This is a genomic window from Bradyrhizobium ottawaense, from assembly GCF_900099825.1.
In the GTDB taxonomy this organism is placed as follows: Bacteria; Pseudomonadota; Alphaproteobacteria; order Rhizobiales; family Xanthobacteraceae; genus Bradyrhizobium; species Bradyrhizobium ottawaense_A.
Genome location: NZ_LT629693.1, coordinates 2,978,161 through 2,993,038, shown reverse-complemented (window position 1 = coordinate 2,993,038; position 14,878 = coordinate 2,978,161). Strand labels below are relative to the sequence as shown.

Genomic DNA, 14,878 nt, shown 5'->3' with positions numbered 1-14,878 from the left:
ATACGCTACCGTATCAGAATCAATGACGTAAGCGCAGATGTCACAATTCCAGCCGAAAAATCCGGACTTCCGCCGCGTCGCGACCGACACCTTCGAGCGGCAGTGCGCGATGCGGACGCTCGGCATGTCGATCGCGCGGATGGAGCCGGGCGAGGTCGACCTTGCGATGGAATACGCAGCCGAATTCACCCAGCAGAACGGCTTCGTGCATGGCGGGATCGTTACCGCGGGGCTCGACGGCGCCTGCGGCATCGCCGCGTTCACGCTGATGCCGGCCGGCTTCGATATCCTGACCGTGGAGTTCAAGACCAACCTGCTGGCGCCCGCGCGCGGCGAGCGCTTCGTCTTCCGCGGCACCGTGGTCAAGCCCGGCCGCACGCTGACGGTATGCGAAGGCCGCGCCTATGCGATCCATGACGGCGCCGAAACCCTGATCGCGACCATGAGCGCCACGATGATGGCGTTGCCGCGCCGCGAGGCCGCGTCCGCGCCGGAGAGGGCCCACGCACCGGCCTGACGTTGACAAGCGTCCGCGGCGGCGACCTGATGCGGCGGTTACCCCAACGCGGACGGTCGCATGATTGCCAGCCTCAGCCTGATCCTGCTCTGCCAATTGACCGGTGAAGTCATGGTCCGCGGGCTCGGCCTGCCGATGCCGGGACCGGTGGTCGGGCTGATCATCCTGCTGCTGCTCCTGCTGGCGCGGGACCGCTTCGCCATGCTGGCGCGCGGACCGCTGCAGGGCGACGGCGTCGAGGGGGCCAGCCGCGGGCTGCTGGCGCATCTGTCGCTGCTGTTCATCCCCGCCGGCGTCGGCGTGGTGCAGAAGCTCGACCTGCTCGCCGAACACGGCGTCGCCATCCTGTTGATCCTCGCGGTCTCCGTCGTGATCACCCTGCTGGTGACAGTCGCGACCTTCCTGGTCGCGAGCCGGCTGATGACGCGCGGACAGGAAACGCCATGAGCGAAAATCCGTTCTCGCTGTGGGTCTACCTGTCGCAGTCGCCGCTGCTCTGGCTGACGGTGACGCTGTTGACCTATGCGGTGGCCGACGCGGTCTCGCTGAAAACCCACCGGCATCCGCTCGCCAATCCGGTGCTGCATTCGATGTGGATCATCGGCGCCTTTCTGCTCGTCACCGGCACCTCCTACACCACCTATTTCGGCGGTGCGCAGTTCGTGCACTTCCTGCTCGGGCCGGCCACCGTGGCGCTGGCGGTGCCGCTCTATGAAAACCGTCAAGTCGTCGCGGCGGCGATCCTGCCGATGCTGGTGGCGCTGCTGGTCGGCTCGGTCACCGCGATCGTCTCGGTGGTGCTGCTGGCAGAAGCCGTCGGCCTGCCGCGCGGGATCATCCTGTCGCTGGCGCCGAAATCGGTCACCGCGGGTGTCGCGATGGGCATCAGCGAATCCCTGCATGCGGATCCTTCGCTGACCGCGGTCTCGGTGGTGCTGACCGGCATCATGGGCGCGATCATCGTGACGCCGCTGATGAACCGGACCGGCATCACCGATTTCCGCGCCCGCGGCTTCGCGGTCGGCCTCGCCGCCCATGGCATCGGCACCGCGCGCGCCTTCCAGGTCGACGCGGTGGCCGGCGTGTTCGCCGGCATCGCCATGAGCCTGAATGCGCTGGTGACGTCGCTGCTGGTGCCGCTCGCGGTGACATTATTGGTGCGCTGAGCGCTGTTGCAGTGCAGCTTTGTGCTGCAGCCATGGCGACATAAAGAAAATCCTTCTATGGTCGCGCCGCAAACGTGAGTCTCGCGCCTTGATAATCTCCACGACGCAAAGCCTGCTTGGACTGGCATCGGGCCTGCTGGTCGGGTTCTCGCTCGGTCTGGTCGGCGGCGGCGGCTCGATTCTCGCCGTGCCGCTGATGGTCTATGTGGTCGGCGTGCCCGAACCCCATGTCGCGATCGGCACCAGCGCCATCGCGGTCGCCACCAACGCTGCAATCAACCTCTCCAACCACGCGCGCGGCGGCACCGTGATCTGGTCCTGCGCGCTGGTGTTTGCCGCGGCCGGCATCGTCGGCGCCTTCGGCGGTTCGATCCTCGGCAAGATGGTCGAGGGCCAGAAGCTGCTGGCGCTGTTCGCGCTGATCATGCTGGTCATCGCCATGCTGATGCTGAAGACGCGGTCGCGGATCGGGCTGCCCGACGTCAAGATCTCGATGTCCAACATGCCGGCCATCGTCGGGCTTGGCCTGGCGACCGGCACGATGTCCGGCTTCTTCGGCATCGGCGGCGGCTTCCTGATCGTCCCGGCCTTGATGCTGGCGACGGGAATGCCGATCATGAATGCGGTCAGTTCCTCGCTGGTCGCCGTTACCGCGTTCGGCATGACCACGGCCGCCAGCTATGCCTGGTCCGGCCTGGTGTCATGGGCGCTGGCGGGATTGTTCGTGGCGGGCGGAATCCTGGGCGGTTTGGCCGGTACGCGCTCGGCGCGACACCTCGCGGAAAGGCGCGGTGCACTCAACATTGTGTTCGCGGTGGTCATTATTGCGGTGGCGCTCTATATGCTGGCGCGTAACATATCCCTGCTCTGATCGTATTTAGGGCAGCAGAGCCCTCAGCGAGACCCCGAAATGAGCCGAACCAACGATCCAGCCGGGAACCGTCCGGAACACAGCCGCCGCGAAGCGCTCGGCTTGCTTGGCGTGAGCGCGGCGCTGCTGGGTGCGGCCGCGCTGTCGCGCCCGGCGGTTGCCGCGGATGACGAGACGGTTCTGACGGAAGCACTGGTGCTGCGCGACCCCGAAATTCCCGCGGCGGGGAACGTTGACGGCGACGTCACGATCGTCGAATGGTTCGACTATAATTGCCCGTATTGCCGCAAGATCGATCCGGAACTCCGGCAGGTCATCCAGGATGACGGCAAGGTCCGCCTGGTGCTGAAGGACTGGCCGATCCTGGGGCCGGTCTCCAAGGTCGCTTCGCGGATGGCGCTGGCCGCCAAGTACCAGGACAAGTTCATGGCCGCGCATGAGGCGATGATCGGCGTCAGTTCGAAACTGACCGAACCGCGTCTCGGCGAACTGCTGTCGGGTGCCGGCATCGACATGGAGCGCCTCAAGCGCGATCTTCAGACCAATGCGAAGGCGATCGACGCCATCCTCGCCCGCAATAACGATCAGGCGCTGGCGTTCGGATTCAAAGGCACGCCATCCTTCATCGTCGGAAAATTCCGCGTGCCGGGTGTCCTGACCATGGCGGAATTCGAGCTGGTGATCGCCGACGCCCGCAAGGCCAAGGCCCTCAAGGGCTAGCACCTCACCGCCACACAAGACAAAGGCGCCTTCGTCTCTCGACGAGGGCGCCCTGATTGTGACGGCAAGTGGTGCCGCGGTTACTTCGACGAAATCCTGATCCAGTCGTTATGGGCGCGTGTCTTCAGCGCCGCCCAGTCGGTGGCGGCCACGTCCCAGTTGACGATGGTGCGGTTGGCCTGCGCGACCTGGCCGTTCGCCACGCTCGACGTCTGCATGGAATCATAGACATAGACACCGCAGACCAGCAGCAGCGCGCCCAAGATCATTCCGAAAAACGTCTGCATTGGTAATTCCTCCGGTTGCACTGATAACGTGGTGCGCCGAAGATGGTTCCATGGCTATGCGCGGTTGAGCCAATCCAGGATCTCCGCGTTCATCTCGCGCGGATAGCAATGGCTGAGGTCGTCGAGCTCGCGATAGGTGACGTCGGCGCCAACAGCCGATAGCGCCTGGCTGGTCTGCCGCGCCACCTGCACCGGAAACATCCAGTCGAGCCGGCCGTGCACGATATGGACCGGAAGCCCGCGCAGCCGTTCGGCATCGGCCATTTCGGCCATCAGCGGGTGGAAGGTTGCCGACACCGGCGCCAGATGGGTGAAGGGCGAGGCGCTCTCGAATCCCGTCACGTAGCAAAAGGTGCCGCCGTCGCTCATGCCGGTCAGCAGCATTCGTTTCGCATCGATATTCCAGCGCGAGCGCACCTGCTCGAGGATGCGCATCAGGTTCGGCGTATCGGTGTCGTCGCCCATCAGCGCCCAGGTTTGGCCGGTCGCGGTCGGCGCGATCAGGATGGCGCCACGGCTGCGGGCATCGCGCAGCCAGCTCCACAGGAAACCGCGGCCATTGCCGCTGCCGCCATGCAGCGCCATCACCAGCGGAAGAGGCCGATCGGGCGCGTAATATTCGGGAACGTAGACCGAGAAGCCGCCGCGGCTGCCCGGTTCGTTGGCGTCGTGAAAGATGCCGGTGTTGTCGTTGGCGGGCGCGGCGAGCCGGGCCGCAAGACCGGCGTCACCACGCAACTGCGGATCGACAAAGAATTCGCTGACCGGCGGCAGTTTTGCCGACAGCGCGTACAGCGCCTCCTGCGCGCGGGGCGCGTAACGCAATGCCTTGAACACGCTGACGAGATCGCCGTTGCCGTTCTGCACGGCACGCAGGCCCTCGAACGCGGCCAGTGCCGCATCGCTGGCCGATGCAAGTGACGTTCCGATGCCGGCGAATTCCTCAGGCCATTGCGCCAGCCGCGGACGAACCGCGCGCAACGCCTCGTCCGGAGAGCCTGCGGCTTCCATGACGCGGCCGAAATCCGGCGGGTTGAGATGGCGCGCAACGAAGCCGAGCGACTCCAGCGATTGCAACAGCGGCGGCAGCACGGCCACGATGTCGTCCACCACGGCCTCGCTCATGGGCAACTTTCTCGGTTCAATGCAGCCGTGTTCAGTGCAACCTTGGCGCCTTCAAGAGCCTGGCGCGATCGGTCGAGGTCAGAGTGACGTCGAAGGTGACGCCTTCATGGTAGACCGTGAGCGGCACGTCGACGCCGGCGGGACCGAGCGCCCATAGCTTGCGGTAGAAGCCGGTCTGGCTGGTGATCTTGTCGCCGTTCACCGCGAGGATGACATCGCCGGTCTTGAGTTCGGCGCGCGCCGCCGGACCCTTGCTGGCGATGCCGACCACCACGACGCGGTTGTCGATCTCGGTCGAGAACATTCCGAGCCAGGGCCGTGACGGCTTGTTGACGCGGCCGAACTTGCGCAAATCGTCGAGCACCGGTTTCAACAGGTCGATCGGCACGATCATGTTGACATGTTCGGCCTCGCCTTCGCGCTCGCGTTCGAGCTGCAGCGAGCCGATGCCGAGCAGTTCGCCGCTGCTCGAGATCAGTCCGGTGCCGCCCCAGTTCGGATGCGCGGGATGGGTGAAGATCGCTTCATCCAGCAGATACTCCCAGTAGCCGGCGAATTCCTGCTTGGCCGCGATCTGGCTGGCGACCGAACGCGTGCGACCGCCGGCGCCGCCGACCACCACGCGGTCGCCGATCTGGGCCGCGGCGGAAGAGCCGAGCGGCAGCGGATCGAGATCGAGGTGGCCGAGCGCCTGCACCAGTCCGAAGCCGGATTCGAAATCGAAGCCGAGCGCGTGTCCCTCGACCACGCGGCCGTCGCCGCGATGCAGCCAGACGGATTCGGCCTCGGTGATGAGATAGCCGATGGTCAGCACCAGTCCGTCATCGATCAGCACGCCGTTGCCGGCGCGTTCGGTGCCGAGCGTTTCGGCGCTGAAGGCATCGGGCGGGACGATCGAATGCAGCCCGACCACCGACGACAGCGTGCGGTCGAGGTCGAAACTGTAGTCGCCCGGACGGGGCTGGTTGGCCGGCGGCACCTTCCATTCGGTCAAAGAGGGCATTGATGGTCTCCTGGCCAACAGGTGTGCTTCCGTGCAACGAAAGTGCGTGAAACTGATGACAATCTATGCTGCAACCGGCCGCCTTTAAAGGTGTCTCGCAAACCGGGTCGCGGCGCGACTCACAAGGGGCCTATTCACACATGTTCCACTGCCAGTGGTGGCGCCGGGCGGCCAGGTCCGCGGTCGCCCATCAACGCGCCGCCTTACTTCGCCTTACTCCACCTTGGCCCGCGCCCCGGCCGGCATGATCCTGAAATCGCGATTTTGCTGCATCCAGCCGGCGCGCTCGTCGCGCAGCATGGTGCGGCGGACCTTTCCGGAATCGTCGCGCAGGCCGACGCGCACGATCTCGAAACTCTCCGGATGCTTGTAGCGGCTGAGCTGATCGGCGAGGAACGCGCCCATGCCGTCGGCGACCGCCTGCGCATCGGTCGCCGGGTCGAGTTCGAGGATGGCGTGGACGCGCTGTCCGAATTCCGGATCGGGCAGGCCGACGACGACGCAGGAGCGGACGTGCGGATGCGCCGTGACCGCGGCCTCGATCTCGGCCGGATAGATATTGGCGCCGCCGCGCAGGATCATGTCGGCGAGCCGGTCGCCGAGATAGAGATAGCCGTCGGCATCGAGCCTGCCGATGTCGCCGAGCGATTCCCAGCCGTCGGGCCGGCGCTTCGGCTCGGCGCCGAGATAGTGATAGGTGCTGCCGGCGCCGTCATTGGGCAGGAAATAGATCTCACCGGTCTCGCCGGTGGCGACCTCGTTGCCGTCCTCGCCGACGATCTTCAGGCGGCCGGTGTCGCCGATCTTGCCGACCGAGCCCCTGTGCCCCAGCCATTCGACGCCGGTGATGATCGTGGCGCCCTGGCGCTCGGTGCCGCCATAGAGTTCATAGATCCGCTGCGGCCCCAGCCACTCGATCCATTTTTCCTTCAGCCACGGCGGCATCGGAGCGGCCATGTGAAACACGATCTGCAGGCTGGAAAGATCGTAGCCGTTGCGCACTGCGTCCGGCAGCGCCCAGATCCGATGCATCATGGTCGGCACGAAATTGACCCATTGCACCTTGTTGGCCTCGATCAGGCGCAGCGTTTCCTCGGCGTCGAATTTGACCAGGCCGGTGACGCGGCTGCCCGAAAACAGCGCGACATGCGTCGCGATGAACGGTGCGTTGTGATAGAGCGGGCCGGGATTGAGCAGCGACCCGTTCTGCGGAATGCCAAGCCCCGACGCGACTGCCGTGTCGTGGACCGCAGGCATATGATCGAGGATCACCTTCGGCCGCCCGGTCGAGCCGCCGCTGGTCATCGCCTTCCAGTAGCGCGCCACCGGGTTGGTCAGTGGTTCGTCGGAGAAACCTTCGGGTAAGAAATCGGCCGGCAGCGAATTCGGCGCGTTCCAGTCCGGCTGGCCGCCGACCACCAGCGAAGGCTTGAGAATATCGAGCACGGCGGCGGCCTCGCCGCGCGGCAGCCGCCAGGTCAGCGACGTCGGCGTCGCGCCGCATTTCCACACCGCAAAGGTGGTCTCGAAAAACGCGTTGCTGTTGGGTAGCCCAATGGCGACGAAGTCACCGGGCTTGACGCCCTTGGCGGCAAAGGCGCGGGCGCGGCGGTTGGCGTTGCGCTCAAGCTGCTCCCAGGTCAGTTCATCGGCGCCATGGCTGACCGCGACGGCATCCTTCGGTTTGCGTTCGGCATACCAGAGGGGCACGTCGGCAATGGGAATCAGCATGGGGGCGTTTCCGTGATGGAGGCGTCTTGATGCCGCTCTTGTGCTTCGTATGTGGCGGGAGGCCGTCACATCGCGCACTTCACCAACGGAAGCCGTGATGAGTCAAGACCGCCTGTCTTACGGAAACGCGATGCCGCCCGGACGCATGTCTCTAGATCGGATAGCGCCACTTCAGGGAGCGGCGCACCAGCAACAAGGCCGTGACGACGATCGCCAGCGCAATAAAGTAAGTCACCGTGATCCAGCGCGCGAGGCCGGGGCAAACGTCAGTCCGAGCAGCGCGAACAGCAGCGCCGTTCGCGGTCATGATCGGCCGGCAAGTCGCCGAACCCGGACGAGCGCCGCGTGGGAGTAAACGGGCTCGCACTGCCCAAAGGCCGCCTGCGTGAAAGGCCAAAGGCCGCCTGCGTGAAAGGCTGCGGATTTCTCCGCAGCCTTCCTCCGCTTCTCGACAAACGTTACCAGCGCGGGCCTACGCCGACTCCGAAGCCCACGCCGCCGGGACCCACGCCGATACCGACGCTCGGACCATTGTCATAGCCGTCATTGTAATAACCGCGCCGCTCGATGTAGCGCTCGCGCGGCGCATAGTTATAGCTGTCGCCATATTCCTGCTGAATCACGACGCGCCGACCGCCGCGGGTGCGGTAACAGCGGCCGTACTCGTCGCAGACCATTCGCACATTCTCGACGCCGTTGTCCGGCATCATCGATGGGCTCACCGTGAGTGGTGCTGCGTTGGCTCCGGATGAAAGCAAGGCGCCGACGCCGATCGCGAGAGAAATAGCTACGTTTTTCATGATCTGACTCCTCCAATTGGGATGCGCACCAACCCGCCGTATTGCCGAATGTTCCCGAACGAAATTGCGAATCACGGCGAACCGGGGATCGGCCGGGATTATTCACCGAATGCATTTCGATATCGGCCGCTTGCCAGGTTTTCCCGATTGGAACAACGGGCTTGCCGGTCCGTTCATGCAGTCCACAACAACAGAGGATCTTCAGATGAAGACACGTTTTCTGATAAGTACGGCCGTGGGCCTGGTCTTTGCTACGGCAGCATTGGCGCAATCGCCCAGTTCCACGACCACTGCCCCGACCACTTCACAAACCCAGAGCCCGACCACCCCGCTGCCGTCCGCTTCCACGTCGACGGCTCCGAGCCCCTCCACCGGCAATGCGCAGGCGCAAACCACCGTTCCCGCATCCCCGAGCGGGGCCACCCAGCCGGCGCAGGCGCAAACCGCCAACCCGGCACCGTCCACCGGCCAGGCGCAGCAGGCTCCCGCCAGCGGCACCTCGACCACGACGGCGCAGCAGCCGGCTCAGTCGTCAGCGCCTGCGAATACGGCACAGTCGGCGTCGACGGGCGTGAATGCTTCCGTCAACATCAACGATCAGCAACGCACGCGCGTCAACGAGTCGATCACGCGGTTGAACGTGCAGCCCGTCAACAACGTCAATTTCTCGTTGACGGTCGGGACCGCCGTTCCTCGCGATGTCCATCTGCAGACCCTGCCGGCCGATGTCGTGGAAGTCGTGCCGCAATACCGCGGATACAGCTTCTTCGTCGTGCGCGATGAGATCGTCATCGTCGAACCGTCCACCTACAAGATCGTGACGGTTCTGCCGCGCTCCGGCGGAGCGACGGCCGCTGCGCCGGCCTCGTCGCATTCAAAGGTCTCGTTTACCGACAAGGATCGCGATGTCGTGCGCAAGCACATCAAGACGAGGACGACCGAACACCAGACGACGGGCAGCACGGCCAAGGTGGTCATCCGCCGCGGCGAACGTTTGCCGGACTCGGTCGAGTTTGAGGAATTTCCCGAAACGGTCTACCGGGAGGCGCCTTCCTTGCGCGAATACCGCTACGTTCATCGCGAGAACCGGACCTATCTGGTCGATCCGGGCGAGCGCCGGGTGATCGAAGAAATCGACTGATATGAGGCGGTTGCGCGCCGACAGATACAAAAGGCGGCCCGGTGGGCCGCCTTTTTTCGTTGTCCCGCTTTGATTGCCCAGCAGGAATCGGGAGCCGCAGTCTCGTCCCCCTACGGATCGAGCTCGGTATCCCAGTATAAATAATCCAGCCAGCTATCGTGCAGATAGTTCGGCGGGAACAGCCGCCCGTTGCGGTGCAGCTGATGCACCGTCGGCGCGAACGGGTGTTGCCTTGGAAACATCCGTGCCTGCTGCGGCGTCAGGTTGCCCTTGCGCAGATTGCAGGGCGAACAGGCCGCGACCACGTTTTCCCAGGTGGTCTGGCCGCCTTTGCTGCGCGGGATGATGTGATCGAAGGTGAGGTCGTCATGCGCGTGGCAATACTGGCAGACGAAGCGGTCGCGCAGGAAGACGTTGAACCGGGTGAAGGCGGGGTGGGTGGTCGGCTTGACGAACGACTTCAGCGACACCACGCTCGGCAGCTGGATCTCGAAGGTCGGGCTGTGCACCGCACGGTCGTAGTGCTCGACGATGTTGACGCGATCGAGAAACACCGCCTTGATCGCGTCCTGCCACGACCAGAGAGACAGCGGGTAATAACTCAGCGGCCGGAAATCCGCGTTGAGCACCAGTACCGGCCAACCGCCTTGCGAGACATGTGCGTTCAAGTAACGCTCCTGACTCCCATGTTAGCTGCGAAGCAGCATTGTGTCTGCATACTACAGTCAGCGTGACGGGATTGTGAAGAGCGTTCCGGTCCTTATCCGGGGCTGCCACGATCCTGCCCAATTGCATCACCGGCGCAAACACCGCTAAACCGGGCGGCAAGACCGCTCCCGCCGCAGACGGACCCGCCCGATGACCACCAAGCCCCGCTACCTGGAGGCGCCACGCCGGCTGCGGGCCTTCGTCCGCGCGCATGAAATCAGCCTGGTGATCCTGGCGGCGCTGGTCGGAACCGTCAGCGGGGCGGTGGTGGTCGCCATGAGCGTGGCGGTCGCGGGCCTTCACGCCGTCCTGTTCAATATTTCGATCCGGGAACGGCTTTCGAGCCAGCTTTCGATCGAGCCGCTGCGGGCCCTGCTGGTGCCGAGCCTGGGCGGGCTCGTGCTCGGCATCGCCTTCCTGCTGATCTCGCGCTGGCGGCCGGCGCGCGAGATCGACCCGATCGAGGCCAATGCCCTGCATGGCGGGCGAATGTCGTTTCGCGGCAGCGTGATCGTGGCGCTGCAGACGATTTGGTCGAGCGGCGTAGGCGCCTCCGTCGGCCTCGAGGCCGGCTATACCCAGCTCGCCAGTGGCCTCGCCGCCTCGCTGGGGCGGGGATTTCACCTGCGCCGGGCCGACCAGCGCGTCATGGTCGGCTGTGGTGCTGCCGCGGCGATTGCCGGCGCGTTCGGCGCGCCCTTGGCCGGTGCGTTCTACGCGTTCGAGCTGGTGATCGGCGGCTATACCCCGGCCAGCCTGACCCCGGTCGGCGTTGCCGCCGTCGCCGGCTATTTCGTCACCCACGGCTTTTCGGCGCTGTCGCTCGGCATCGGCATCGAATCGTTCGGCGACGTGCGCGGGCGCGATCTGGCGATTGCCGCCCTGTTCGGCCTGCTGGCCGGGCTGTTCGGAATCGCGATCATGCGCGGCGTGGCGCTGTGCGAGGCGTTGCTGGCGAAGATCCGGCTGTGGTCGCCGCTGCGCCCGGCGCTCGGCGGTCTCGCCGTCGGCGCCATGGCGCTGTGGACGCCGCTGGTGATGTCGTCGGGGCACGGCGCGCTGCATTTCACTGGGATCGTCTCCTTGCCGCTGGCCGTGATCGCCGGCGTGTTCCTGCTCAAGGCCGCGGCCTCGATCGTCTCGCTCGGCAGCGGTTTTCGCGGCGGATTATTTTTTGCTACGCTCCTGATGGGTGCGCTGGGCGGCCGGCTGTTTGCCGCCGGCTTTGATGCGATCGTGCCCGGCTTTCATCTCGAACCCGGCGTCTATGCCGTGATCGGCATGAGCGCGTTGTCGGCCTCGGTGGTTGGCGGTCCCTTGACGATGTCGTTCATTGCGCTGGAGTCCACCGGCAATCTCTGGGTTACCACCGCCGTGCTGGTCGCGGTCATCATCTCGACGCTGATCACCCGCGAACTGTTCGGCTACTCCTTTGCGACCTGGCGGCTGCATCTGCGCGGCGAGACCATTCGCAGCGCCGCCGATGTCGGCTGGATCCGGGATCTGACCGTCGGACGGCTGATGCGGCCCGATCTCACCACCGTGATGGCGAACATGAAAATCGAGGAATTCCGGGAGAAATTTCCGCTGGGCTCGAAGACGCAGGTGGTCGCGGTCGACGGCGCGGGCCATTATGTCGGGCTGGCGCTGATCGCCGAAGCGCACGCACCCGATGTCGACGAGAGCAAAAGCCTGGTCGATATCCTGCATCACCGCGAGGTGGTGCTGCATCCGGCCATGAACATCCAGGAAGCGATTGCGGTCTTCGATGCCGCCGAAGCCGAAACGCTGGTCGTGGTCGAAGCCGGCGGCGAACGCAGCCCGCTCGGAATTCTCACCGAAGCCCACGCCATGAAGCGCTACGCGGAAGAATCCGAACAGCGCCGGCGCGAGGCCGTCGGGGACTAGATCTTCTCCAGCTTCTGCAGGCAGCGCGTGACGCCAACCTCCGGCGGCATCGGGGTGTCCGGAAAGCTGGTCTTCCAGTCGGTGACGCCGACTTCGCCGAGATAGATGTCGCCTCTGGAATCCATCGCGATGCCGTGCGGCGCCAGGAATTTGCCGGCCTCGATGCCCGGCCCATTTTCTCCACCGAGACGCGCGATGCGGTTGCCCTTGGCGTCGACGATGGAAAGCCGCGGGCCGAGATTGGGCGACTTGCGGTTCACGTTCATGCCCGGGCCGAGTTCGCCGATGATGAAGGTCGGCTGCTTGCCGCCGCAGCGGCACAGCGCGCAGGGGCGATGCAGATTGTTCCACTGCGTTTCGTATTTGCCGTTGCCGTCGAACACCTGCACGCGGTGGTTCTCGCGGTCGGCGACGTAGACGAAACCGTCGGCATCGGTGGCGATGTTGTGGACGATGTTGAACTGGCCGGGATCGGTGCCGGGTTCGCCCCAGGTCTTCAACAGCTTGCCGTCCGGCGAATATTTGTGGACGCAGGCATTGCCGTAACCGTCGGAGACGTAGATCTCGCCCTTCGGCGACAGCGCGGTATGGGTGCAGCGATGAAACGGCTCGCCGCTCATGAACGGCGCAGGCTTGTTCGGGATGCCGATCGTCAGCAGCACCTTGCCGTCGGTCGAGCACTTGCGCACGGTGTGGTCGCCGTCATCGGTGCAATAGAGATGGTCGTCGCTGTCGATGTGCAGGCCATGGGCGCGGTTGAACAGCCCTTCGCCCCAGCTGGTGATGAAATTGCCCGCGCGGTCCAGCACCACCATCGGATGGGCGCCGCGGTTGAAGACATAAAGGCGGTCCTTGCTGTCGACCGCGACGGACGCGACGTCGGTGAGGCTCCAGCCGGTAGGGAGTTTCGCGAAATTCTCCACCACGCGGTAACGGTGGTCGCCCGAGCCGAGAATGGTCGGCATGTGTGTTTTCCCCAATGTGTTGTCATTCCGGGGCGATGCGAAGCATCGAACCCGGAATCTCGAGATTCCGGGTTCGATGCTTCGCATCGCCCCGGAATGACAGCGGATGGATTTACGCAGGATTCGCCCGCGGCCCCACGCCCCGCGGCAACAGCCCTTCCTCGATCGCCTTGATCTGCAGCGCCAGATGCTTCGATCCGATCCGGCATTGGGCGAGGCCGCCGGCGATCAGCCACAGGCCGGGCTGGCCGGTGCGCGTGTACATGTTGCGCAGTTCCTGGCCGTCGCCGAATCCCCAGATCGTGCCGACGCGCTTCTCCACGCCTTCGCCGAACAGCTTGCGCACCAGTTCTTCCTGGCGTTTGTAGCCGGTTGCCAGCACCACCAGGTCGGCGGCGACGGTGTTGCCATCCTTCATCTGCGCGCCGGCGGCGACGAATTTGTCGATGTCGGCGAATTGCTTCAGCGCGATAGCGCCCTTCACGATCAGGTCGGAACAGCCGACGTTGAAATAATAACCGCCGCCGCGGGTGAGATATTTGAACTGCCAGCCGGTATTGTCCTCGCCGAAATCGAGCTTGAAGCCGGCGCGCGCGAGGCCGTCGAGCAGGTCCTTGTCGAGCTCCTTGGATTTATCGGTCGTCAACGCATGGCTCTTGCGCGCGACCTGGAGCGGCATCGAGGTCGCGATCAGGTCGTTATCCTCGAGCGTGCCATCGTTATAGGGCGTGTAGACCAGTTGCGCCGACGGTTCGATGCTGACGACCAGGGTCGATGAGCGCTGCACCATGGTGACGTCGGCGCCGCTCGAATGCAGGTCCTGCGCGATGTCGTGGCCGCTATTGCCGGTGCCGACAACGATGGCGCGCTTGCTCTTCCAGTTCTCGCCGTCATCATACTGGCTGGAATGCATCACCTTGCCGGCAAAATCCTTCAGGCCGGAAATTTCGGGAATACTCGGAATGCCGCTGACGCCGGTCGCCAGTACGACATGGCGCGGATGCATGGTGCGCCTGCTGCCGTCGGCGCGGCGCAGCGTCACGGTCCAGCGGCCTTCGGTCTCGTCATAGCTGCCGCCTTCGAACTCGGTCCCGGTCCAGAAGTTGAGCTCCATGCTTTCGACATAGGACTCGAACCAGTTGGCGAGCTTGTCCTTCGGAATGTAAGTCGGCCAGTTCGGCGGGAAGTGCATATAGGGCAGGTGGTTGACCTGAACCTGGTTATGCAGCGTCAGCGCGTGGTAGCGCTTGCGCCAGTTGTCGCCGATGCGTTTTTCGCGATCGACGATCAGCGTATCGACGTTCAGTTGCTTCAGCCGGGCGGCGATGCTCAGGCCGGATTGGCCGCCGCCGATCACGAGCACGGTGGGGGCGTGGTCGGCATAGGCGCTGGATGCGTTGCGCAGATCGAGCCAGTTGGGGCCGCGGAAATCGCGCGAATAGGCGCTGCCGCGCGGGCGCTGGGCGCCGACCTGTTCCTCAAAACCTTTCAACTCGCCAAGCTCGGTCAGCAGCGTCCAGGCCTTCAGCCTGCCGTCGGTCGCATCCGGGACCAGCCGCAGGATGCCGCTGCCGCGTCCGACCGCGGTTTCGAATTTGAAGATGGCTTCAATGCTGTTGGTGCCGGCGCGCATCACCTTGCGCGGCGCGCGGCGATCGGGATCGATCGCAAAGGCCCGCGGCGCCGCCTTGCGCGCAAGCGCCTTGAGTTCGCGCAAGATTCCGTCCGCGCCGTTGATGGTCTGGATGTTCCAGCTCAGCGCCAGCACGTCGCGCCAATGGCTGTCCTGGCAAAACAGGGCTTTCAGCAAGCCATCGTCCAGCTTGGCTAGCGCCTCTTCGAATTGCGCGAGCCAGTTGTCGGCCGCAACCGAAATATCGTCGGTCTTGTCGAGCATGAGCGTTTCTCGTCACCGGCCGTCTATGCGGCGTTTTCC

At 64.8% G+C, this 14,878-nt stretch carries 16 protein-coding genes; 7 read left to right on the top strand and 9 right to left on the bottom strand.

Translation table 11 applies throughout. From position 1 onward, the window contains the following. The first annotated feature begins 37 nt into the window (after positions 1–37). The 5 genes from BLR13_RS13955 (at position 38) to BLR13_RS13935 (ending at position 3,274) form a co-directional block, all read left to right on the top strand. Complete coding sequence (locus BLR13_RS13955; protein ID WP_074823066.1) at positions 38–517, top strand: PaaI family thioesterase; 480 nt, start codon at positions 38–40, stop codon at positions 515–517. A 60-nt stretch (positions 518–577) separates the two neighbouring features. Next, positions 578–964 (top strand): CidA/LrgA family protein, encoded by a 387-nt coding sequence (locus tag BLR13_RS13950; RefSeq protein ID WP_074823069.1) that lies wholly within the window; start codon positions 578–580, stop codon positions 962–964. Further along, positions 961–1,683, top strand: a complete 723-nt coding sequence (locus BLR13_RS13945) for an LrgB family protein (protein WP_074823072.1) — start codon at positions 961–963, stop codon at positions 1,681–1,683. Before BLR13_RS13950 ends, BLR13_RS13945 begins: the two co-directional genes overlap by 4 nt. A gap of 91 nt (positions 1,684–1,774) precedes the next feature. Continuing rightward, entirely contained in the window at positions 1,775–2,554 is a 780-nt protein-coding gene (locus tag BLR13_RS13940) for a sulfite exporter TauE/SafE family protein (RefSeq protein ID WP_074831549.1), read from the top strand. Positions 2,555–2,593: 39 nt separating this feature from the next. After that, positions 2,594–3,274, top strand: a complete 681-nt coding sequence (locus BLR13_RS13935) for a DsbA family protein (RefSeq protein ID WP_074823074.1) — start codon at positions 2,594–2,596, stop codon at positions 3,272–3,274. A gap of 80 nt (positions 3,275–3,354) precedes the next feature. Here BLR13_RS13935 and BLR13_RS13930 read toward each other — a convergent pair whose 3' ends face one another. The 6 genes from BLR13_RS13930 to BLR13_RS13910 all read right to left on the bottom strand — a co-directional run bounded on the left by BLR13_RS13930 (position 3,355) and on the right by BLR13_RS13910 (position 8,220). Then, positions 3,355–3,561, bottom strand: coding sequence for a hypothetical protein (locus BLR13_RS13930; RefSeq protein WP_074823076.1), 207 nt, complete (start codon positions 3,559–3,561; stop codon positions 3,355–3,357). A 54-nt stretch (positions 3,562–3,615) separates the two neighbouring features. Next, positions 3,616–4,686, bottom strand: a complete 1,071-nt coding sequence (locus tag BLR13_RS13925) for a phospholipase (RefSeq protein ID WP_074823078.1) — start codon at positions 4,684–4,686, stop codon at positions 3,616–3,618. 31 nt (positions 4,687–4,717) lie between these two features. Further along, positions 4,718–5,689, bottom strand: coding sequence for a S1C family serine protease (locus BLR13_RS13920; RefSeq protein ID WP_074823080.1), 972 nt, complete (start codon positions 5,687–5,689; stop codon positions 4,718–4,720). A gap of 213 nt (positions 5,690–5,902) precedes the next feature. Further along, complete coding sequence (locus BLR13_RS13915; protein ID WP_074823083.1) at positions 5,903–7,420, bottom strand: AMP-binding protein; 1,518 nt, start codon at positions 7,418–7,420, stop codon at positions 5,903–5,905. Positions 7,421–7,571: 151 nt separating this feature from the next. After that, the gene (locus BLR13_RS40125; protein WP_154070830.1) at positions 7,572–7,727 is read right to left on the bottom strand and encodes a hypothetical protein; all 156 of its coding nucleotides are present in this window, start codon (positions 7,725–7,727) and stop codon (positions 7,572–7,574) included. A 151-nt stretch (positions 7,728–7,878) separates the two neighbouring features. Beyond that, positions 7,879–8,220 carry a hypothetical protein gene (locus BLR13_RS13910; protein ID WP_171944962.1) on the bottom strand — a complete coding sequence of 114 codons (342 nt, stop codon included), beginning with the start codon at positions 8,218–8,220 and terminating at the stop codon, positions 7,879–7,881. Positions 8,221–8,329: 109 nt separating this feature from the next. Between BLR13_RS13910 and BLR13_RS13905 the strand changes: the two genes are divergently transcribed. Continuing rightward, positions 8,330–9,361, top strand: a complete 1,032-nt coding sequence (locus BLR13_RS13905; protein ID WP_349517845.1) for a DUF1236 domain-containing protein — start codon at positions 8,330–8,332, stop codon at positions 9,359–9,361. Positions 9,362–9,471: 110 nt separating this feature from the next. Here the strand turns inward: BLR13_RS13905 and BLR13_RS13900 are convergent, their stop codons facing one another. Next, positions 9,472–10,029: an HNH endonuclease gene (locus tag BLR13_RS13900; RefSeq protein WP_074823087.1), complete on the bottom strand. Its 558-nt coding sequence runs from the start codon at positions 10,027–10,029 to the stop codon at positions 9,472–9,474. A 190-nt stretch (positions 10,030–10,219) separates the two neighbouring features. Between BLR13_RS13900 and BLR13_RS13895 the strand changes: the two genes are divergently transcribed. Continuing rightward, on the top strand, positions 10,220–11,977 hold the full coding sequence (locus BLR13_RS13895; protein WP_074823089.1) for a chloride channel protein: 1,758 nt from the start codon (positions 10,220–10,222) through the stop codon (positions 11,975–11,977). Here the strand turns inward: BLR13_RS13895 and BLR13_RS13890 are convergent. After that, complete coding sequence (locus tag BLR13_RS13890; protein ID WP_074823091.1) at positions 11,974–12,942, bottom strand: peptidyl-alpha-hydroxyglycine alpha-amidating lyase family protein; 969 nt, start codon at positions 12,940–12,942, stop codon at positions 11,974–11,976. The genes BLR13_RS13895 and BLR13_RS13890 overlap by 4 nt on opposite strands. 112 nt (positions 12,943–13,054) lie before the next feature. Beyond that, entirely contained in the window at positions 13,055–14,839 is a 1,785-nt protein-coding gene (locus BLR13_RS13885; RefSeq protein ID WP_074823096.1) for a flavin-containing monooxygenase, read from the bottom strand. Positions 14,840–14,878 lie beyond the last annotated feature (39 nt).

Excerpts from the sequence above, each read along its gene's own strand:
- BLR13_RS13890 (WP_074823091.1), bottom strand. The coding sequence starts at position 12,942 with ATGCCGACCATTCTCGGCTCGGGCGACCACCGTTACCGCGTGGTGGAG.
- BLR13_RS13945 (WP_074823072.1), top strand. The coding sequence starts at position 961 with ATGAGCGAAAATCCGTTCTCGCTGTGGGTCTACCTGTCGCAGTCGCCG.
- BLR13_RS13915 (WP_074823083.1), bottom strand. The coding sequence starts at position 7,420 with ATGCTGATTCCCATTGCCGACGTGCCCCTCTGGTATGCCGAACGCAAA.
- BLR13_RS13910 (WP_171944962.1), bottom strand. The coding sequence starts at position 8,220 with ATGAAAAACGTAGCTATTTCTCTCGCGATCGGCGTCGGCGCCTTGCTT.
- BLR13_RS13930 (WP_074823076.1), bottom strand. The coding sequence starts at position 3,561 with ATGCAGACGTTTTTCGGAATGATCTTGGGCGCGCTGCTGCTGGTCTGC.
- BLR13_RS13885 (WP_074823096.1), bottom strand. The coding sequence starts at position 14,839 with ATGCTCGACAAGACCGACGATATTTCGGTTGCGGCCGACAACTGGCTC.
- BLR13_RS13950 (WP_074823069.1), top strand. The coding sequence starts at position 578 with ATGATTGCCAGCCTCAGCCTGATCCTGCTCTGCCAATTGACCGGTGAA.
- BLR13_RS40125 (WP_154070830.1), bottom strand. The coding sequence starts at position 7,727 with ATGACCGCGAACGGCGCTGCTGTTCGCGCTGCTCGGACTGACGTTTGC.
- BLR13_RS13955 (WP_074823066.1), top strand. The coding sequence starts at position 38 with ATGTCACAATTCCAGCCGAAAAATCCGGACTTCCGCCGCGTCGCGACC.
- BLR13_RS13935 (WP_074823074.1), top strand. The coding sequence starts at position 2,594 with ATGAGCCGAACCAACGATCCAGCCGGGAACCGTCCGGAACACAGCCGC.
- BLR13_RS13895 (WP_074823089.1), top strand. The coding sequence starts at position 10,220 with ATGACCACCAAGCCCCGCTACCTGGAGGCGCCACGCCGGCTGCGGGCC.
- BLR13_RS13925 (WP_074823078.1), bottom strand. The coding sequence starts at position 4,686 with ATGAGCGAGGCCGTGGTGGACGACATCGTGGCCGTGCTGCCGCCGCTG.
- BLR13_RS13905 (WP_349517845.1), top strand. The coding sequence starts at position 8,330 with ATGCATTTCGATATCGGCCGCTTGCCAGGTTTTCCCGATTGGAACAAC.
- BLR13_RS13920 (WP_074823080.1), bottom strand. The coding sequence starts at position 5,689 with ATGCCCTCTTTGACCGAATGGAAGGTGCCGCCGGCCAACCAGCCCCGT.